Origin of the sequence: Kluyvera georgiana (genome assembly GCF_050990895.1) — a bacterium.
Classification (GTDB): domain Bacteria; phylum Pseudomonadota; class Gammaproteobacteria; order Enterobacterales; family Enterobacteriaceae; genus Kluyvera; species Kluyvera georgiana.
The window spans coordinates 4,769,957-4,790,006 of record NZ_CP158865.1 but is presented as its reverse complement, the minus strand read 5'-3'; the positions used below and the strand labels follow the sequence as shown (position 1 = coordinate 4,790,006).

Sequence of the window (20,050 nt, the reverse complement as noted above, 5' to 3'; positions counted from 1 at the left end):
AACCATTGTCGCGACATCGCTCGCCCCTATAACCGTATACAGGATAAATATTATGTTAGAAATTCAGAAAAAACACGTTGTCGAAATGGCCAGAACCGCTCAGCAATGGGGACTGTGTAAACATAAAGCGGGTAATTCCAGCGTCAGAGATAAAGACACCGGTCTTATTCTGGTGACGCCGACGACCATTGATAAAATGCATTTAACAACCCGGGATATCGTGGTGATGGACGTTGAGGCAAACGTGATTGAAAGCGAAGCCGGTTTACGTCCGACCAGCGAATGCCTGATGCATATTGAAATCTACAAAGCACGGCCAGACGTGTTCGCTATCTCCCACACTCACTCGCTCTATGCCACTTCGTTTGCCGTACTGAATAAACCGATCCCGGCGGTCGTGTACGAATGCGCGATCCTCAATCTGAAAGATGGGGTGATTCCGGTCGCTCCGTATGGACGCCCCGGTACGCCAGCGCTGTCGAACAGCGTCATCGAGCCAATCAAACGCGCTGATGCCATTCTCATGGAAAAACATGGCGCCATTGGCGTGGATAAAGACCCGTATGAAGCGGTGCTGAAGTCTGCCTATCTTGAGGAGATGGCGCAGATTTACTACCACGCGCTGATGATTAACGGCGGCAAGGAACCTGAGTCCTTTGCGCCAGAGGAGCTGCAGCGCTGGGCCTACCCGTCACAGATTAAATTTGCCCGCTAACTGAGGCGCCCGCCCGTTCAGGGCGGAATATTCATGGAGAGAGCGCATGAAAAAATTTCTGAATCAGGCGGAGAACTTTATCCCGGAGATGCTGGAGGGTATCTATCTGGCGCATCCCGATAAATTCCGCCGTGTTAATGAGGATCTCCACTGTCTTGCCACGGCGCGTCCGGTGCCCGGCAAGGTGGGGATCGTCACCGGTGGTGGTTCTGGGCATCTGCCGCTATTCCTTGGCTATGTCGGTCAGGGCATGCTGGACGGCTGTGCGATCGGCGATGTGTTTCAGTCGCCGTCGCCAGAGCAGATTCTCGCCGTCACGCAGGCGGTCGATAGCGGTGCGGGCGTGTTGTACCTGTACGGTAACTACAACGGCGATATTTTTAATTTTGATATGGCGGCGGAAATGGCCGACATGGAGAGTGATATTCGTACCGCGACGGTAGTGGCGGCTGACGATTCGGCAGGTGCGGTGCCGGACGGTACAGCAGCCACCACCCGTCGTGGGGTCGCGGGGATCTTCTTCGTCTACAAATGCGCCGGGGCGTCTGCGGCCAGAATGGATGACCTTGAAACCGTCCAGCGCATTGCGCAGAAAGCAGGCGATCGCGTGCGTACGCTGGGCGTTGCGTTATCGCCGTGTATCGTGCCGCGAATCGGTAAACCAGGTTTTCATATTGGCGACAATGAAATGGAGATTGGCATGGGGATTCACGGCGAAAGCGGTATCCGCCGGGGTCCGCAGCTGAGCGCCGAACAGATTGCCGAAGAGATGATGTCCTGGCTGCTGGCGGACTCACCTTGCCAGCAGGGCGATGAAGTTGCCGTGTTGATCAATGGGCTTGGCGCTACGCCGCTGGAAGAGTTGTACCTGATGTATCGCCATGTATATCAGATTCTGGCCGAGAGCCAGATGCGCGTTTTCCGCGTCTGGATTGGCGAATTTGCGACGGCAATGGAGATGACCGGTATGTCCATTAGCCTGATGCCGGTGGATGAAGAGCTGAAAACGCTGCTCAACGCTGGGGCCGATACCCCGATGTTCCGCCAGTTTCCGGCTTAAGGAGGGGGGATGACGCTAGATACGCAGAGTCTGCGACCGCTTTTTACCGAGTGGGAGCGCATCATGGAGGCCAACAAATCGGTCCTGACCGAGCTGGATAGCGTGGTTGGCGACGGTGATTTAGGGTTGACCATGAGCGACGGTTTCGCGGCAGCGGCGCGCTACGCGCAGCAGAGCGAAGAACGTGACATGGGGCGATTCTTCTACATGGCTGGCAAGGCGATGGCCTCGGCGGTGCCGTCGACGATGGGGACGCTGATGGCTTCCGGGCTGATGCAGGCGGGTAAGGCGTTTAAAGGCCGGCAAACGCTGGAGCTAACGGAAGCTGGCGTGTTGTTCCAGGCCTGGTACGACGGCGTCCAGCAGCGCGGGAAAGCGCAGCCGGGCGAAAAAACCTTCCTCGATGGTATGGCCCCCGCGCTGGCGGCGCTGCTTGTCGGAGAGGAACCGCTGACCACGGCGAGGAATGCGCTATTGCAAGCGCAACAAGGCGTGCAGCAGACAACCACCATGGTGGCGAAGCACGGGCGTGCGGCCATTCACGGTGAGCGGTCGCGCACGTTTGTCGATCCTGGCGCCATGGTCGCGCAACTGCTGATCCAGGGCTATTTTAACTTCGTGCAGGCTATTTGCCCGAGCGACGGGCGGTAAGGAAGGAACGCAATTATGTTGAAAGAAGTGGTGAAAATCAGCAATCAGCACGGCATTCATGCCCGTCCGGCGGGGGTTCTGGCCAAAGCCTGCGCGCAGTATCAATCGCGGATCGAGATGATCTACGATGGCAAGGTCATCAAAGGGAAAAGCATCATGAGCATTCTGGGGGCGGGGATCAAAGGCCGAGGATCGCTTGAGATCATCTGTAGCGGTAGCGATGAGCAGGAGGCGATGGCGAAGCTGAAGGTGCTGTTCGCGGAAGGCTTTGGTTTCGATTAATCACGCATTGTCAGGCGGAATAAAAAAGGGTTCATGCTTGCGCATGAACCCTTTGCCCGATGGCGCTGCGCTTATCGGGACGACAAATTTCGTTGGCCGGGTTAGGCGTAACCGACACCCGGCTTCAACGCATTACAGCGTGATGACGTCGAATTCGACTTCAGGGTTCACGTCAGCGTCGTAGTCCACGCCGTCGAGGGCAAAACCGAACAGGTTCAGGAATTCCTGCTTGTAACCTGCATAGTCGGTTTCCTGTGCCAGATTTTCGGTGGTGATCAGCGGCCACAGGTCACGGCACGCCTGCTGAATGTCGTCACGCAGCTCCCAGTCATCCATACGGATACGCTGGTTGTCATCAAGCGCGACTTTATCGCCGTACAGGCTGGTGGTCATCAGACGGTTGATCTGCTCGATACAACCTTCGTGAATGCCCTGTTCCTTCATCAGCTTGAAGACCATAGAGATGTACAGCGGCATCACCGGAATAGCAGAAGAAGCCTGGGTGATAACCGATTTCAGTACGGCAACGTTAGCGGAACCGTGCAGCGGAGCCAGCTGGTTACGCAGTTCACCTGCCGCGCGATCGAGGTCTTCTTTCGCTTTGCCCAGCGCGCCGTGCCAGTAGATTGGCCAGGTCAGGTCGGTACCGATGTAGGAGTAGGCCACGGTTTTCACGCCTTCGGCCAGCACGCCCGCTTCGCTCAGCGCGCCCATCCACAGTTCCCAGTCCTCGCCGCCCATGACGGTAACGGTGTTCTGAACTTCTTCTTCGGTGGCCGGCTCAATGCTGGCGGTGATGATCTGATCTTTGTTGGTATCAATCGCTTTAGAGGTGTAAACCTCGCCGATCGGCTTCAGCGCAGAACGAACGACTTCGCCGGTTTTCGGCATTTTACGCACCGGAGAGGCCAGTGAGTAAACGACTAAATCAATCTGACCCAGGTCTTCTTTGATCAGTTTGATCACTGCGTCGCGGCACTCATCGGAGAACGCGTCGCCGTTGATGCTTTTGGAATACAGACCTTCGCGCTTAGCGGCTTCATCGAAGGCGGCAGAGTTATACCAGCCCGCGGAACCCGGTTTGGTTTCCGTGCCCGGTTTTTCGAAAAATACGCCGATAGTGGCGGCACCGCTACCAAACGCGGCGGAAATTCTGGAAGCCAGGCCGTAACCGGTGGAAGCACCGATCACCAGCACGCGGGAAGGGCCGTTAGCGATTTTCCCGTTTTTCTTCACATATTCGATCTGTTTTTCCACGTTGACTTTACAGCCAGTCGGATGGGTCGTTGTACAGATGAATCCACGAATTTTTGGTTTGATTATCATAATGATGGCTAATTAAGTTTGTATTTTCGCTGTCAAGTGCGCAATGACACCGTCTGTTCTGGCTTGTTTAACATCATGGTTAACAAGCCCCCCACATCTATTATGGCACGGGGCATTATACAGAAAAGCGACTGCAATGATGAATTACGTCTGATTTTCGCTATAACGTAAAAGGGCCCATGTACGGACATGAACCCTTTTTAGGCGGGCGGGTGGATTAGCTGGAATGGGTGAATTCGGCCATAAATTGCAGAATTAGCGCCATCGACACCGCGCCGGGGTCACAGTGGCCGATGGCCCGCTCGCCGAGATTTTTCGCGCGCCCGAAGCGGGCCACCATCGTGGATGTCCCTTCCGCACCGGCCATCGCCGCCTGTGCGCAATTTGCCAGCGCTTCAGATAATGGCAGGGCTGTGTCTGAACGTGCGCGCGTTGCCGCTGCTGCGAGTGCATCCATCATCGTTTTATCGCCCGGCTCTGCGCCGCCGCGCTGGTGGATAGCCTGCATACCTATCTCCAGCCATTCAGCCAGCGTCGCGGCATCCAGCTCGCGGCGTCCTGCCAGCCCTTTGCCGCCCGCGCGGAACAGGGTGCCGAAGATCGCGCCGGAAGCGCCGCCCATGCTGGTCATCAGCCGCGTGCCGCTTTGCAGCAGGCAGTCACCGATATCGGCGGGAGAAAATTCAGGCGCGGAAAGTAGCGTCTGCAAAGCGGTAAAGCCGCGCTTAATGCCAATGCCGTGATCGCCATCGCCAATGACCTGGTCGAGTGCGGTCAGGCGCGGTTCGCTGGCGATCATGCCTTGGGCAACGTGCTGTAGACAGGCGGTGAATTGCGTGGTGTTCATCTTATTTTCTCCAGCCGAGGGTATTGATGGGGTGGTCATACAGACGTTGCATTTCATCGTCCAGCCGCAGCAGGCTTAACGAAAATCCGGACATCTCCAGCGAGGTGCAAAAGTGGCCGACCTGCACGTCGTGAGTGTGAATGCCGCGTTCTGCCAGCGCCATGCCGACCTTACGGGTGATGACCATGAGCTCAGTGTTGCTCAGCGCGCCCAGGTTATTGACGCTGACGCAGACGTTATCGCCGTGGCCAAACGGTAGGTCATCGCACAGGCGGGCGATCATCATCTCGACCAGCTCGTCGCTATGCGGCATGGGCATGCGGCATAGCCCTGGCTCACCATGAATACCAATTCCCAGCTCGATTTCGTTGTCTGCCAGCGTGAAGTTAAAGGCGTCGGACTGCGGCAGTGCGCAGCCGCTGAGCGCCACGCCGATGGTACGCGTATTGTGATTGGCCTTTTGCGCCAGCGCTTCCAGCGCGGGCAGGGTGTAGCGCTCAAACTGTGCTGCCGCACCGGCGAGTTTATACAAGAACGCCAGGCCGCCAACGCCGCGACGGTCGGACATTCTTTCCAGTGGCGCAGAAGCAATATCATCCGTGGCGCGTACGGTGCGGCATTCGATCCCTTCTTCCGCCAGTATTTCGGCGGCGATATCAAAGTTCATGCCGTCGCCGGAGTAGTTCCCATAGAGGAACAGAATGCCGTTGCCCTGATGAACGGCCCGGCTGGCTTCGATAATCTGATCGGGAGAAGGCGAGGTGAAAACCTCACCCAGCGCGCAGGCATCGATGCCACCTTCACCGACGAACCCGGCAAACGTCGGCTCATGGCCGCTGCCACCGCCGCTGACGATAACGGTCTGGCCGGTTTGCGTCATCGTGCGATAAACCGCACAGTACTCCGGGAGGGCGTGGATCTTTCCGCGCCCGGCGTACACCAGCCCTTCCATGATTTCGCTGCGGATATTATCGGTGTTGTTGAACAGCTTTTTGGGTTTCTGCATCGTCACTCCCTCTCGTAAGGTTCTGTTTCTTTAGTGACGATTTTACCTGCGCAGCACGTTTAGACCTGGCAACTTTGATACCAATTAATCTCCCAAATCAGGGGCATGACTGGGGGCCAAATGCGCCAGGGCTAGTCGGCGATTTTGCGTTCCAGCACAATCTTCCAGAACGCATCGACCAGCGGTTCGTGCAGCCGTTTTTTCTGCACGCAGACCCCCAGTTCGAACGGGGTCTTCTCATCGCTTCGTTCTAAAATCATCACGCGGTTGCGCACCGGCTCCGGGCTGTTTTCCAGCACGATTTCGGGAATGAGCGCCACGCCGCAGCCCAGCGCCACCATCGACACCATCGCCTCATGGCCGCCTACCGTAGCGTAAATAGATGGATTACTGATTTTGTGACGACGGAACCACAGCTCAATGCGACGGCGAACCGGCCCCTGATCGGCCATGATAAACGGCACTGTCGACCAGTCGGGCTTATCAACCGAAACCTGATTACGCACCGGGCAGGGCAGCGCCGGGGCGATCAGCACCACCGCCAGATTTTCCAGCATCGAAAAGGCGACCGCGCCGGGCAGCGTTTCCGGCTTACCGGCAATCGCCAGATCGGCCTCGCCGGTGACCACTTTGTCCATCGCATCGGCGGCGTCGCCGGTGGTGAGCTTAATTTCCACCGAGGGATGCTCGGCGCGGAAGCGGTCGAGGATTGGCGGCAGATGGCTATAAGCCGCTGTCACTGAACAGAAAATGTGCAGCTCACCAGAAAGTGATGGCCCCTGCTGATCGAGGGTGTGGCGCAACTGCTGATACTGCAACAACGTTTGCTGGGCAAATACCCGCAGTTCTTCCCCCGCTTCGGTCAGCGTGACCGTGCGGTTATCGCGCACAAACAGCGCCTGGCCGAGGTCCTCTTCCAGCCGCTGAATTTGCCGGGAGAGCGTGGAGGGGCTGACGTGCATCGCCCGTGCGCTGCGGCCAAAGTGGCGGCTTTCCGCCAGATGCAGGAAGGTTTTCAGATCGCGTAAATCCACCGATTTCACCTCACGGTTCTATATTGCATAAATTGCAACGTGACGTTGTGAATATATCAATTTCCGCAATAAATTTCCTGTTGTAATGTGAGTCTATTCTCGCAAAAGCGAACCGAACAATAAGACACACAACATCACGGAGTACACCATCATGGCTAACTACTTTAATACACTGAACCTGCGCCAGCAGCTGGCACAGCTGGGTAAATGCCGCTTTATGGGCCGCGACGAATTCGCCGACGGCGCGAGCTACCTTCAGGGTAAAAAAGTGGTCATCGTCGGCTGTGGCGCTCAGGGTCTGAACCAGGGCCTGAACATGCGTGACTCCGGTCTGGATATTTCTTATGCCCTGCGTAAAGAAGCGATCGCTGAGAAGCGTGCTTCCTGGCGTAAAGCGACCGAAAACGGCTTCAAAGTAGGCACCTACGAAGAGCTGATCCCGCAGGCTGACCTGGTAGTTAACCTGACGCCGGACAAACAGCACTCTGACGTGGTGCGTTCCGTACAGCCGCTGATGAAAGACGGCGCGGCGCTGGGCTACTCCCATGGCTTCAACATCGTCGAAGTGGGCGAGCAGATCCGTAAAGACATCACCGTAGTGATGGTGGCGCCGAAATGCCCAGGTACCGAAGTGCGCGAAGAGTACAAGCGTGGTTTCGGCGTACCGACGCTGATCGCCGTTCACCCGGAAAACGACCCGAAAGGCGAAGGTATGGCGATTGCTAAAGCCTGGGCCGCGGCGACCGGCGGTCACCGTGCGGGCGTACTGGAATCTTCCTTCGTGGCGGAAGTGAAATCTGACCTGATGGGCGAGCAGACTATCCTGTGCGGTATGCTGCAGGCCGGTTCTCTGCTGTGCTTCGACAAGCTGGTGGCAGAAGGCACCGACCCGGCATACGCCGAAAAGCTGATTCAGTTCGGCTGGGAAACCATCACCGAAGCGCTGAAGCAGGGCGGCATCACCCTGATGATGGACCGTCTGTCTAACCCGGCGAAACTGCGTGCTTACGCGCTGTCCGAACAGCTGAAAGAGATCATGGCGCCGCTGTTCCAGAAACACATGGATGACATCATCTCCGGCGAATTCTCTTCCGGCATGATGGCAGACTGGGCCAACGACGATAAGAAACTGCTGACCTGGCGTGAAGAGACCGGCAAAACCGCGTTCGAAACCGCACCGCAGTTTGAAGGTAAAATCGGCGAGCAGGAGTACTTCGATAAAGGCGTGCTGATGATTGCGATGGTGAAAGCGGGCGTTGAGCTGGCGTTCGAAACCATGGTCGATTCCGGCATCATCGAAGAATCTGCTTACTACGAATCACTGCACGAGCTGCCGCTGATTGCCAACACCATCGCCCGTAAGCGTCTGTACGAAATGAACGTGGTTATCTCCGATACCGCAGAATACGGTAACTACCTGTTCTCTTACGCTTGCGTACCGCTGCTGAAAGAGTTCATGACCACGCTGCAGACCGGCGATCTGGGCAAAGCGATTGCCGAAGGCGCGGTAGACAACGCGCAGCTGCGCGACGTGAACGACGCAATTCGCGGTCATGCTATCGAGAAAGTGGGCCAGAAGCTGCGTGGCTATATGACTGATATGAAGCGCATTGCAGTAGCTGGATAAGAGGCTGCTGGAATCGCCGGATGGCGGCGTGAACGCCTTATCCGGCCTACAATAAAGTGACCATTACGTAGGCCGGATAAGCGTTGCGCCATCCGGCAAAAAAAAGCCCGGTGTTTAAACACACCGGGCTTTTTATTAGTTACGGTACAGCACTTTGATGATGTGGTAACCGAACTGTGTATGCAGAGGGCCGGTTGGCTCCAGCACCGGGCAGGAGAAGACCACTTTGTCGAACGCCGGCACCATCTGGCCCTGGCGGAATTCACCTAAATCGCCACCGCGTTTGCCCGATGGGCAGATGGAATGCTTCTTCGCCAGTTTGCCGAAGTCGGCGCCGTTTTTAATCTGCTCCAGAAGATCCAGTGCCAGTTTCTCTTCTTTTACAAGGATATGCAGTGCTGCTGCTGTTTTTGCCATGGTTTGCGCCCTGGGTTAAGTGATAAATCAGGGCGCAATATTAGCATGTAAAAGCCGTTACAGGATGTCGAAGGTGATGCGGCTCCATGACAGCGGCGGCAGGGTGAGGTCGGAGACCGTGAGCGTCTCCGGCGCAACGCGATCCGGACGATCAAAGGTATTTTTCGCGTAGAGATCGTCACAGCGGAGGATCTGATGTTCTGCAAGACGCGTCTGGCCAAACGCCGACAGATCCGGATCCAGCGTAAAGCTGTCGTGAAAATCGCTGTTCAGCGCGAATAAATAGAGTTTACCCTCAGCGGCGTTGTGAACCACGGCAGACTGGATGCGTCGTGCATCACCGTATCTGCTGCTGAAGGTGCCCGCAGGAATGAAGTGGCGTAATGCGCTGCCTTTCGCCACGTTAGCCACCATCGCAAAAGGCCAGAAGATGGTCTGACGAATCACGCCGCCGCCCGTTTCGGTAAAGATGGGGGCAATGACGTTCACTAACTGCGCCAGGCTGGCCATTTTCACCCGATCGCAGTGGTTAATGAGGGAGCAGAGGAGGCCGCCAACGACCAGCGCATCGAGAAAAGAGTAACGGTCTTCCAGCAGCGGCGGCGCAACCTTAAAGCGATTCTCTTTGTGCTTCATCGGCGCATCCCATGGGTCACCGCGCAGATACCAGACGTTCCATTCATCGAAGGAGATCATAATGTCCTTCTTACCGCGCTTGTAGGCTTTCACATAGTTGGCGGTGCTGACGATGGTCTCAATAAAGTTGTCCATATTGACGAAGGAGGCCAGGAAGTCGCTCTCTGTGCCTTCGTTTTCATAATACTGGTGGCAGGAGATGTAGTCGACGTAGTCGTACAGTTCCTCGAGCACGACCCGATCCCAGGTGGGGAAGGTATCCATCATCGAGCTTGAACTCCCACACGCGATCAGCTCAACCTCCGGGTCGACGCAGCGCAGAATTTTAGCCGTCTCGCGCGCCTTTTTGGCGTAGTCGTCGGCGCTCATCTGCCCGGTTTGCCATGGGCCGTCCATCTCGTTACCGAGACACCAGAGTTTAAAGTTATAGGGCTCGGCGTCGCCGTGCTGCACGCGCAGATCGCTGAGGGAGGTGCCGCCAGGGTGGTTACAGTATTCAATAAAGTATCCCGCTTCCTGCGGCGTGCCGGTCCCCAGATTGATGGCGATCATCGGCTCGACGTGGGTTTGTTGGCACCAGCGGTTAAACTCGCTGATGCCGAACTGGTTGCTCTCTTTGCTGATCCACGCGTAGTCCAGGCGCACCGGACGCTCTTCTTTTGGGCCAATACCATCGCGCCAGTTGAAGCCGGAGACATAGTTGCCGCCGGGATAGCGCACGGTGGTGACGTTCATCTCTTTCACCAGGTTAATCACGTCCTGGCGGAACCCTTGCGCATCGGCTTCCGGGTGGCCGGGTTCGTAAATACCGGTATATACCGCGCGGCCCAGATGCTCAACGAAAGAGCCAAACAGCCGGGGGTTAATCTCGGCGATGCGATTCTCCGGGGTAATGGCGAAGTGGAGCTTCGACATAACGTTCCTCCTTAAGCGGGGTAGTGGTTAGCTTTTAAATCGGTCTGAATTTCGTTCATCATCCGGGTGTCCAGCTTGTAAAAGAACAGGAACAGCAGTGATGTGATGATGCTGCCCGCTGCGGGAATGACGGTGATCAGCAGCATAATGGCGTTCAACGTCTCCGGCGTTTGCTGAGGCGCGTCCGGAACATAGTGCGTTAAGGACAGAATGGTGGCGGTAATCGTGCCGGCAATCGCCAGACTCACCTTCAGGGCAAACAGGTTGCCGGACGCATAGACGCCGGACATGCGACGCTTGAACTTCCATGCGCCAAAGTCGTCGGCATCGCCAATAAAGGACCAGAATATCGGCACCGTAATCGCGCCAATATAGCCGCGCAGAGTGTTGAGGGCGAAAATAGTCTCTATGTTTCGTGGGTCGATAAAGTAAATAAGGATGGAGATGGCCGCGGTAATAAAACCAACGTAAATATATAGTTTCACCTTGCAAATATATTTCGTTAACGTATTCGTGGTCAGGTTACCTAATATCGCAGCCACGATCCCGATACTGATAAACACTGTCGTCCAGAGGTCGTTAAGGTGCATGAGATATTTGGTGAAATAGATGGTCGCGCCGCCGCAGACAAAAGCGGGAATACAACCGATAAACATCCCGGAGACCACCAGAACCCACTGCTTGTTTTTAAAGGCAAAAAGCAGGCTTTTGAAGATATTTTCCTGCGGCCCTTCTTCCGGCGCGATGCGCTCGCGGGTATTGAAGACACACAGCAGGAACATGCAGAGACCAATAATTGAAAAGAGGGTGTTGGTAATAAAGAACCCTTTTTGCTGATCGCCCGCGCCGAAATAGTGTACGAGCGGCAACAGCGTTAAGGAACACAGCAGCACCGCACAGTTGGCCATGGTAAAACGATAGGACTGACACGAGATGCGATCGACCGGGTTGGCGGTAATCACGCTGCCCAACGAGCAGTAAGGAATATTGACCGTGCTGTACAGTACGGACAGCAACAGGTAGGTGACAAAAGCATACACGCCTTTCCAGCCCGCGGTGATGTCCGGCGTATAGAACGCGAGGATACAGATCAGGCAGAAGGGAACACAGCCGTAAAGAATATAAGGGCGAAAACGTCCATAGCGTGAACGCGTGCGATCGGCAATACCGCCAAGCATGGGGTCGACAAACGCATCGACCAGCCTGACGACTAAAAACATGGTGGCGAGGAGCGCCGCATCAAGGCCAAATATATCGGTATAAAAATAGGTGAGAAACATGGTGACAGGGCCCCAACTCATATTACAGGCCGCATCGCCAAAACCAAATCCTAGCTTCTCCCTAACGCTCAATCTCTCCGTGCTATTGGCCACGGTGACGTCTGGTAATAAAATTTCCTGTGCCATTCTTTATTTCACCATAAAGTAAGTGGTTAATTATTGCTAACAGTGAGAACAACAGGTAAACCCAAACAGATAACGAGAGTCATGACGGTGACAATACTATTGACGGCATTGCTTTCATTTTGTGATGTTTCATTGATATCGCTTGTTACCCTCTTTTTTGTGCAGGGATACAGCTATATTCTCCATATTAATAACGCATTGGTTTTCATTTGAAATTAATTATTCAGAGGATGAATTGTTTTCAAAATATATTATGCAGAATACGGTTTTTCGATTTTCCTCGGGTAAAAGCGTGGTCCTGTGGCATAAACATCAGCCTCCATTCCGTCCGTCGCCGATTTTCTCCGGCGCGTCTCGGTGGGCGATCCCTCCCGCCAGACTTTCTGCTACAATCCACACCCCCGTGTTTACAGATTGAGCAATCCCCCTATGCGTTTGAACCCCGGACAACAACAAGCCGTCGAATTCGTCACCGGACCCTGCCTGGTGCTGGCGGGTGCTGGCTCCGGCAAGACCCGCGTTATCACCAACAAGATTGCCCACCTGATCCACGCCTGTGGCTATCAGGCGCGCCATATTGCCGCCGTGACCTTTACCAACAAGGCCGCGCGTGAGATGAAAGAGCGTGTGGCGCAAACGTTAGGGCGCAAAGAAGCACGCGGGCTGATGATCTCCACTTTCCACACGCTGGGGCTGGATATCATTAAGCGCGAGTACGCCGCGCTGGGCATGAAGTCGAACTTCTCGCTGTTTGACGATACCGACCAGACCGCGCTGCTCAAGGAGCTGACTGAAGGGCTGATTGAAGACGATAAGGTGGTGTTCCAGCAGCTGATCTCGACGATCTCCAACTGGAAAAACGATCTGATGACCCCGGCGCAGGCGGCGGCCAGCGCGAAGGGCGAGCGGGATCGTATTTTTGCCCACTGCTACGGCCTGTATGATGCCCATATGAAGGCCTGTAATGTGCTGGACTTCGACGATCTGATCCTGCTGCCGACGCTGTTGTTGCAACGTAATGAAGAGGTGCGTGAGCGCTGGCAGAACAAAATTCGCTACCTGCTGGTGGATGAATACCAGGATACCAACACCAGCCAGTACGAGCTGGTGAAGCTGCTGGTGGGGCAACGTGCACGCTTTACCGTGGTGGGGGATGACGATCAGTCCATCTACTCATGGCGCGGCGCGCGTCCGCAAAACCTGGTGCTGCTGAGTCAAGATTTCCCCGCGCTGCAGGTCATTAAGCTCGAGCAGAACTATCGTTCCTCCGGGCGTATCCTGAAGGCGGCGAACATTCTGATCGCCAACAACCCGCACGTGTTTGAAAAGCGTCTGTTCTCCGAACTGGGCTACGGGCCAGAGCTGAAAGTGCTGAGCGCCAACCATGAAGAACACGAAGCGGAACGTGTTACCGGCGAGTTAATTGCACACCACTTCGTCAACAAGACGCAGTATAAGGATTACGCGATCCTCTACCGCGGCAACCACCAGTCGCGGGTGTTTGAAAAATTCCTGATGCAGAACCGCATCCCGTACAAAATTTCCGGCGGCACCTCGTTCTTCTCACGCCCGGAGATTAAAGACCTGCTGGCCTACCTGCGCGTGCTGAGCAACCCGGATGATGACAGCGCGTTCCTGCGTATCGTCAACACGCCGAAACGCGAGATTGGCCCCGCGACGCTGCAAAAGCTCGGCGAATGGGCGATGACCCGCAACAAGAGCCTGTTCACCGCCAGCTTCGATATGGGGCTAAGTCAGACGCTCACCGGGCGCGGCTATGAATCGCTGACGCGCTTTACCCAGTGGCTGGGCGAAATTCAGCGCCTGGCGGAACGCGAACCGATTGCCGCCGTGCGCGATCTGATTCACGGTATTGATTACGAATCCTGGCTGTTTGAAACCTCGCCCAGCCCGAAAGCCGCCGAAATGCGCATGAAAAACGTCAACACGCTGTTTAGCTGGATGACGGAGATGCTGGAAGGCAGCGAGCTGGAAGAGCCGATGACTCTGACCCAGGTGGTCACCCGCTTTACGCTGCGCGACATGATGGAACGCGGTGAAAGTGAGGAAGAACTGGATCAGGTGCAGCTGATGACCCTGCACGCATCAAAAGGGCTGGAGTTCCCGTACGTCTTCCTGGTGGGGATGGAAGAGGGGCTGCTACCGCACCAGAGCAGCATCGACGAGGACAATGTCGATGAAGAGCGCCGCCTTGCTTACGTGGGCATTACCCGCGCGCAAAAGGAGCTGATTTTTACCCTGTGCAAAGAGCGCCGTCAGTATGGCGAACTGGTTCGCCCGGAGCCGAGTCGTTTCCTGCTGGAACTGCCGCAGGATGATGTGATCTGGGAACAGGAGCGGAAGGTGATTACCGCGGAAGAACGCATGCACAAAGGGCAGGCGAACGTCGCCAACATCCGTGAAATGCTGGCCAAAGCGAAAAAAGGTTAACAAGCAGCTCGACCGAGTAAAGCAACGCCGGAAATGTGCACAGCGCTTCCCCGGCGTCGACGTTGCCTCGGCCGGGCCACAGGTCATAGTAGGCCGGATAAGGCGAGGCCGCCATCCGGCACTACCCGCATTACTTGATACCAAACACCCGGCTGGCGTTCCCCCAGGCAATCTTGTTTTTCAGCGCCATATCCATCTCCAGCGGATCGAACCAGTCGCAGGCCTGGTGAATATCTTCATAAGGATAGTCGACGGAGAACATCACCCGATCTTCCCCCATAATCTCCAGCGCATTGTGCAGCGAGTGGGTATTAAAGTGCCCGCTGGTGGTGACAATGAAATTATTCTGCAGGTAGTGCATCAGCGGTTTCTCTGCCTTGCCTAAACCGATGCCAAAACGCTGGCGGTACAGGCGATGTTGAGTACGTGGCAGCATGTGCACCAGCCCTTCTCCCAGGTGCCCCAGCACAATGTTCAGATTTGGATAACGGTCAAACAGGCCGCTCATCATCAGGCGAATGGCGTGGACGGCGGTCTCTTGCGCAAAGCCCCAGGCGGAGCCGATCAGGCTTTCGTAGCCGGTATAAATTCCGCGGGCCGGGCCTTCTAAAGGTTCGCGCGGGTGCAGATACACCGGCACGTTTAAGGCATTCACTTTATCCCAGAACACCAGCATGGACTCATCATCCAGATACAGCCCGTGCTCGCTGTCCTTGACGTTGGTATAGCCGTTAATCAACGCCCCTTTCATACCCAGAGTTTTCACTGCGCGTTCTAGCTCATCGGCGGCGGCCTCCGGGTTTTGCAAAGCCAGGGTGGCGAAAGCGCTGAACTTATCCGGGTGCGGCTTCACGCAGTGCTCAACGAGGTAGTCGTTGGTGTTACGGGCAAAAGAGACGGCGCTGGCTTGATCCAGAATCGACTGCGCGCCCGGCGAGGTGAGAGACAAAATGACATGGTCGATATTGCGCTGTGCCATCTCATCAAGCTGGATGCTGCGATCCATTAAGCGGCGTTCAACGTCTTTCATGTATTCACTGCCGTTACGCGCCGCTTCGCCGCTGGCGTCCCAAAGGCGGTTATTTTCTGGGGTAGAGACATGTTCTTCGAGGGCGATTTTTCCACGCATGATGCATTCCTTATTCGGCTAGAGGGCTAACGTTTGTCTGCCCGCAGAATAGGTTTTTGCGCGTAGTGGCGGCAATGCGTGAAACGCAATAGAGGTTATTACAAAATCGAATAGGGCATCAGGCGAGGTGTCGCTCGGCAATGGCGGCAATCAGCCCACGCAGCCAGACGTGGCCGGGGTCGCGGTGGTGACGCTGGTGCCAGAGCTGCCGGATGGCGATACCGGGCAGAGAGAATGGCAGCGGCCAGATACGGCACGGGTAGTGTTTCATCAGATGACGTGCAGGTTGTTCCGGCACCACGGCGATAAGATTGCTATCGGCTACCAGTTCGCCTGCGCCTAAGAAGCTGGGCAGCGTAAGCGCCACGCGGCGGGACTGCCCGATTTCTTCAAGCAGGTTATCAATATCACCATGTCCGGTACCATTGATGCGAATAGCCAGATGCCTTTCCCGATGCCAGTCTGTCAGCGTAAAGGCCTCACGGATGCGGGGATGGTTGGCGGCGCACAGGCAGACGTAGGACTGATTAAACAGGCGCTGCTGATAGATGCTGTCGGGTACCTGACGCAGATAGCCAATCGCTAAATCACATTTGCCTGACTCGAGATCTCCCGGCGTGCTCTCGTCGATATTCAGCACCGAGAAGGCGATGCCTTCCGCTCCGAGTTCGTGAAGCTGGGTTTGCAGGTGTGGAAGCAGGGTCATCTGGCTGATATCAGTCATGCTGAGAGTAAAGTTTCGCGTACTGGTTTGCGGCGAAAAGTCCGGGATTTTCATCAGCGCGTTATCGGCGAGGTCGAGAATGGTAAAGACCGTCTGGGCGATAAAGTCCGCGCGCGGCGTGGGCTCCATACGCTGGCCTACGCGAATAAACAGCGGGTCATCAAAGTGGTCGCGTAGCCGTTTTAGCAGAATGCTGCCGGTCGGCTGGCTGATGCTAAGGGCATCGGCGGCGGGAGAGACGTTACCTAAGCGGTAGAGAGCAGAGAAAAAACGCAGTGACTTGATATCCAGTTCATCGCGCATCGTCTGCCCCTTGATGGTTGGCTTACTGCGCGGTGCCGCCAGCAACCTGCAGCGGCCAGTGGATGTAGCTTTGCCACTGGCACTCTTGATCGATCATTTCACGCCCCAGCGGATGCTGTTCCAGCCAGCTCTCCGGCAGCGTGAGGGTCAGATTTTCCCCATCGACGGTGAGCGTAATGGCTGGCAGAAGGTCATCCCGGCGGCGGCCAGCAAACAGAATCGCCAGTCGTAGCAAACGGCAGAGATGCTCCGCCACGCGCGGCGGTACGGCGTTCTGCTGGTGGAGCGTGGGCAGATTAACGGTGTTGGTCTGATTCAGTAGCAGGGTAGCGAGCAGCTTTTTCTGCGCAGGAGTAAAGCCCGGCAGGTCAAGATTACGTACCAGATAGGCCGCATGCTGCGGAGCTTGTTTAAAATCGACGCTGAGTCCAATCTCATGCAGCGCGCAGGCACTTAACAGTAGTTCGCTGCTTAACGGCTCCAGATCCCAACTCTCTTTCACCTGTTCGACAAAATTTGCCGCCAATTGGGACACGCGATTTGCCTGCTCGATATCAACCATAAAACGGCGCTGAATATTACGCAGCGTGCGGCTGCGAATATCTTCGTCGACCGCCAGATGCAGCATGCCGTAGACCAGCCCTTCGCGTAGCGCGCCGCCGGCCAGGGTCATACACTGGATATCCAGTTCGGTGAAAATGGCGATAAGGATGGCGAGCCCGCTCGGGAACACCAGCGCGCGCTCCAGCGTCAGCCCTTCAATTTCCAGCTCTTCCAGACGACCACACTGAATGGCGCGCTGTTTAAGCTGCTGAAGTTTGGCAAGGGTAATGCGCTCATCCATCCCCTGCGCCATCATGATTTCCTGCAACGCCTGAACCGTACCGGATGCGCCGACACAGACTTTCCAGCCGTGGTGACGCAGTTCATCCGCAACCGGCTTTAACACTTCACGGGCGGCACGTTCCGCTTCGTCGAAATGTTCCTGCGCCAGGTTACGGTCGGTAAAGTAGCGTTCAAGCCAGGTCACGCAACCCATCGACAGGCTGAACAGCGAGGTGGTTTGCGCACCGGTGCCGGTCACCAGTTCAGTACTGGCGCCGCCGATATCGACCACTAAGCGACGATCGTCGCCGCCGGTGGTGTGCGCCACGCCCTGATAAATCAGGCGCGCTTCTTCTTCGCCGCGGATAACCTGAACCGGACAGCCAAGGATTTCCTGTGCTTTGGCGATAAAAACATCGGCGTTAACGGCAAGACGCAGCGTTGCCGTCGCCACGATGCGGATTTGCGTGGGGGGAATATCTTGTAGACGTTCGGCAAACAGGCGCAGACACTGCCAGCCACGCTCCATGGCTTCCGTCGACAGGATGTTGTCCTGGCTCAGCCCGGCGGCCAGGCGCACTTTGCGCTTGATGCGGGTGAGGGTCTGGATGCTACCCGCCACCTCGCGCACGATCAGCATATGAAAACTATTGGAACCGAGATCAATGGCTGCGTACAGCGAGGTAGTGAGCATACTCTTTTAACCTGAACGACGACGATTACGTGGCGCGCCCGAACGACGCGGACCGTTACCCTGGCGAACGCGCGTCAGACGCAGCGGCTTCGGCAGGTCGGTTAACAAGGCATCCGGGTTGTATTTGCTGACCGGAATAGAGTGACCGGTGTAGGTCTCAATCGCCGGCAAGTTCAGGGCATACTCTTCACAGGCCAGGCTGATAGAGTGACCGCTGGCGCCAGCACGGCCGGTACGACCGATACGGTGTACGTAGTCTTCGCAGTCATCCGGAAGGTCATAGTTAAAGACGTGCGTGACGGCAGGAATGTGCAGGCCGCGCGCCGCAACGTCGGTCGCGACAAGAATGTCGAGATCGCCACGGGTGAAATCTTCCAGAATACGCAGACGTTTTTTCTGTGCCACATCACCGGTCAACAGGCCGACGCGATGACCATCGGCAGCCAGGTGGCCCCAGATGTCTTCACAGCGGTGCTTGGTGTTGGCGAAGATAATCGCGCGGTCAGGCCACTCTTCTTCCAGCAGCGTTTGCAGTAAACGCATTTTTTCTTCATTGGAAGGATAGAACAGCTCTTCTTTAATACGGTGTCCCGTTTTCTGCTCCGGCTCAACTTCGACGTACTCGGCGTTGTTCATTTGTTCGAACGCCAGTTCGCGTACGCGGTAAGAAAGGGTGGCAGAGAACAGCATGTTCAGACGCTGGTTGGCCGGCGGCATGCGGCGGAACAGCCAACGAATATCTTTAATAAAGCCGAGATCGTACATACGGTCGGCTTCGTCCAGCACCACCACCTGAATCGCGCCCAGGTTGATGTGATTCTGTTTCGCGTAATCAATCAGACGGCCAGTGGTGCCGATCAAAATGTCGACGCCGCTTTCCAGCACTTTCAGCTGTTTGTCATAGCCGTCACCGCCGTAGGCCAGGCCCAGCTTCAGCCCGGTTGCCTGAGCCAGCGGCTCGGCGTCGGCGTGAATCTGTACCGCCAGCTCACGGGTCGGCGCCATAATTAAGGCGCGCGGTTGGTTCACCTGGCGGTCAGCAACTGCCGGGTGAGAAAGAAGATAATGAAACGTTGACGTCAGGAACGCCATCGTTTTCCCGGTACCGGTTTGCGCCTGTCCAGCCACATCACGACCAGCAAGCGTCAGCGGCAAAGCCAGCGCCTGAATGGGCGTGCAATTATAAAACCCTTTAGTTTCAAGGGCTTCAACCACTTTAGGGTGCAGGGCGAAGTCGGAAAACTTCTGTTCTGTTAAATGTGTTTTGCTCATAGTGTGGTAGAATATCAGCTTACTATTGCATTAAGAAAGCGTATCCGGTGAAATAACGTCAACCTTTGTTGGCGAAGTCAACATCAACACCTCGTTGGTTAATGCTACACCAACACACCAGGCTTATTCCTGTGGAGTTAAATATGAGCGATAAAATTATTCACCTGACTGACGACAGTTTTGACACGGACGTACTCAAAGCTGACGGGCTGACACTCGTCGATTTCTGGGCAGAGTGGTGTGGTCCGTGCAAAATGATCGCCCCGATTCTGGATGAAATCGCCGATGAGTATCAGGGTAAACTGACCGTTGCGAAACTGAACATCGATCAGAACCCGGGCACTGCACCGAAGTATGGTATCCGCGGTATCCCGACGCTGCTGCTGTTCAAAAACGGCGAAGTAGCCGCAACTAAAGTTGGCGCGCTGTCTAAAGGCCAGCTGAAAGAGTTCCTCGACGCCAACCTGGCGTAAGCAATTCGACTCGGGCGTCCTGTGTTCTTAAATTGACCGGAACTCTGGACGCCCGGCTTCAGTCGTGCTAAGTTAAGTTTGACTTCGTTTTAAACATACCTTGTTTGAATCTTGTTTGACCCAAACCTCCCGTCGCATTTAGCCACGTCAGAGGTTGAAAAATTCCAGGCTTGTCACTCTTTCCGTCTTGTCGTTTCAGTTCTGCGTTCTTTCCTGTGACCAGGCAGCGAACAGACATGAGTTGATGGCCGTAAACA

19 protein-coding genes are annotated in these 20,050 nt (G+C 55.7%); 8 read left to right on the top strand and 11 right to left on the bottom strand.

From position 1 onward, the window contains the following. The first annotated feature begins 52 nt into the window (after positions 1-52). The 4 genes from ABTW00_RS22655 to ABTW00_RS22640 are packed head-to-tail and all read left to right on the top strand — an operon-like array spanning position 53 to position 2,708. Entirely contained in the window at positions 53-715 is a 663-nt protein-coding gene (locus tag ABTW00_RS22655; RefSeq protein ID WP_064546373.1) for a class II aldolase/adducin family protein, read from the top strand. Positions 716-761: 46 nt separating this feature from the next. Further along, entirely contained in the window at positions 762-1,775 is a 1,014-nt protein-coding gene (locus ABTW00_RS22650) for a dihydroxyacetone kinase subunit DhaK (protein WP_433637768.1), read from the top strand. Between the two features lie 9 nt (positions 1,776-1,784). Next, positions 1,785-2,426, top strand: a complete 642-nt coding sequence (locus ABTW00_RS22645; RefSeq protein WP_271447561.1) for a DAK2 domain-containing protein — start codon at positions 1,785-1,787, stop codon at positions 2,424-2,426. 15 nt (positions 2,427-2,441) lie between these two features. Beyond that, positions 2,442-2,708, top strand: coding sequence for an HPr family phosphocarrier protein (locus tag ABTW00_RS22640; RefSeq protein WP_064546377.1), 267 nt, complete (start codon positions 2,442-2,444; stop codon positions 2,706-2,708). A 132-nt stretch (positions 2,709-2,840) separates the two neighbouring features. Here ABTW00_RS22640 and fabV read toward each other — a convergent pair whose 3' ends face one another. The 4 genes from fabV to ilvY all read right to left on the bottom strand — a co-directional run bounded on the left by fabV (position 2,841) and on the right by ilvY (position 6,921). Beyond that, positions 2,841-4,034, bottom strand: coding sequence for an enoyl-ACP reductase FabV (gene fabV, locus ABTW00_RS22635; protein ID WP_064546379.1), 1,194 nt, complete (start codon positions 4,032-4,034; stop codon positions 2,841-2,843). A 217-nt stretch (positions 4,035-4,251) separates the two neighbouring features. Continuing rightward, the gene (dhaL, locus tag ABTW00_RS22630; RefSeq protein ID WP_064546381.1) at positions 4,252-4,881 is read right to left on the bottom strand and encodes a dihydroxyacetone kinase subunit DhaL; all 630 of its coding nucleotides are present in this window, start codon (positions 4,879-4,881) and stop codon (positions 4,252-4,254) included. Position 4,882: 1 nt separating this feature from the next. Beyond that, positions 4,883-5,887 (bottom strand): dihydroxyacetone kinase subunit DhaK, encoded by a 1,005-nt coding sequence (locus ABTW00_RS22625; RefSeq protein WP_433637761.1) that lies wholly within the window; start codon positions 5,885-5,887, stop codon positions 4,883-4,885. A gap of 131 nt (positions 5,888-6,018) precedes the next feature. Further along, positions 6,019-6,921 carry an HTH-type transcriptional activator IlvY gene (ilvY, locus tag ABTW00_RS22620; RefSeq protein WP_064546385.1) on the bottom strand — a complete coding sequence of 301 codons (903 nt, stop codon included), beginning with the start codon at positions 6,919-6,921 and terminating at the stop codon, positions 6,019-6,021. A 151-nt stretch (positions 6,922-7,072) separates the two neighbouring features. On the opposite strand from ilvY, the gene ilvC reads away from it, so the two are divergent. After that, on the top strand, positions 7,073-8,548 hold the full coding sequence (ilvC, locus tag ABTW00_RS22615; protein WP_001726996.1) for a ketol-acid reductoisomerase: 1,476 nt from the start codon (positions 7,073-7,075) through the stop codon (positions 8,546-8,548). A gap of 135 nt (positions 8,549-8,683) precedes the next feature. Here ilvC and ppiC read toward each other — a convergent pair whose 3' ends face one another. The 3 genes from ppiC to ABTW00_RS22600 are packed head-to-tail and all read right to left on the bottom strand — an operon-like array spanning position 8,684 to position 11,922. Continuing rightward, complete coding sequence (gene ppiC, locus ABTW00_RS22610) at positions 8,684-8,965, bottom strand: peptidylprolyl isomerase PpiC (RefSeq protein WP_001140251.1); 282 nt, start codon at positions 8,963-8,965, stop codon at positions 8,684-8,686. Positions 8,966-9,022: 57 nt separating this feature from the next. Next, a complete protein-coding gene (locus tag ABTW00_RS22605; protein ID WP_064546386.1) occupies positions 9,023-10,516 on the bottom strand; it encodes an alpha-N-arabinofuranosidase in 1,494 nt (497 codons plus the stop codon). 11 nt (positions 10,517-10,527) lie between these two features. Then, positions 10,528-11,922, bottom strand: a complete 1,395-nt coding sequence (locus ABTW00_RS22600) for a glycoside-pentoside-hexuronide (GPH):cation symporter (protein WP_064546387.1) — start codon at positions 11,920-11,922, stop codon at positions 10,528-10,530. 429 nt (positions 11,923-12,351) lie between these two features. Here ABTW00_RS22600 and rep point away from each other — a divergent pair, with 429 nt between their 5' ends. Continuing rightward, complete coding sequence (rep, locus tag ABTW00_RS22595; protein WP_065357494.1) at positions 12,352-14,373, top strand: DNA helicase Rep; 2,022 nt, start codon at positions 12,352-12,354, stop codon at positions 14,371-14,373. A 130-nt stretch (positions 14,374-14,503) separates the two neighbouring features. Here the strand turns inward: rep and ABTW00_RS22590 are convergent, their stop codons facing one another. From ABTW00_RS22590 to rhlB, 4 genes are all read right to left on the bottom strand, one after another. After that, entirely contained in the window at positions 14,504-15,502 is a 999-nt protein-coding gene (locus tag ABTW00_RS22590) for an amidohydrolase family protein (protein ID WP_433637744.1), read from the bottom strand. A gap of 118 nt (positions 15,503-15,620) precedes the next feature. Beyond that, complete coding sequence (locus ABTW00_RS22585; protein WP_433637742.1) at positions 15,621-16,529, bottom strand: LysR family transcriptional regulator; 909 nt, start codon at positions 16,527-16,529, stop codon at positions 15,621-15,623. Between the two features lie 22 nt (positions 16,530-16,551). Next, positions 16,552-18,048 (bottom strand): guanosine-5'-triphosphate,3'-diphosphate diphosphatase, encoded by a 1,497-nt coding sequence (gppA, locus tag ABTW00_RS22580; RefSeq protein ID WP_065357491.1) that lies wholly within the window; start codon positions 18,046-18,048, stop codon positions 16,552-16,554. A gap of 6 nt (positions 18,049-18,054) precedes the next feature. Next, the gene (gene rhlB / locus ABTW00_RS22575; protein WP_064546396.1) at positions 18,055-19,320 is read right to left on the bottom strand and encodes an ATP-dependent RNA helicase RhlB; all 1,266 of its coding nucleotides are present in this window, start codon (positions 19,318-19,320) and stop codon (positions 18,055-18,057) included. 143 nt (positions 19,321-19,463) lie between these two features. Between rhlB and trxA the strand changes: the two genes are divergently transcribed. After that, positions 19,464-19,793: a thioredoxin TrxA gene (gene trxA, locus ABTW00_RS22570; protein ID WP_004386384.1), complete on the top strand. Its 330-nt coding sequence runs from the start codon at positions 19,464-19,466 to the stop codon at positions 19,791-19,793. A 161-nt stretch (positions 19,794-19,954) separates the two neighbouring features. Then, the gene (locus ABTW00_RS22565; RefSeq protein WP_122983157.1) at positions 19,955-20,038 is read left to right on the top strand and encodes a rho operon leader peptide; all 84 of its coding nucleotides are present in this window, start codon (positions 19,955-19,957) and stop codon (positions 20,036-20,038) included. Positions 20,039-20,050 lie beyond the last annotated feature (12 nt).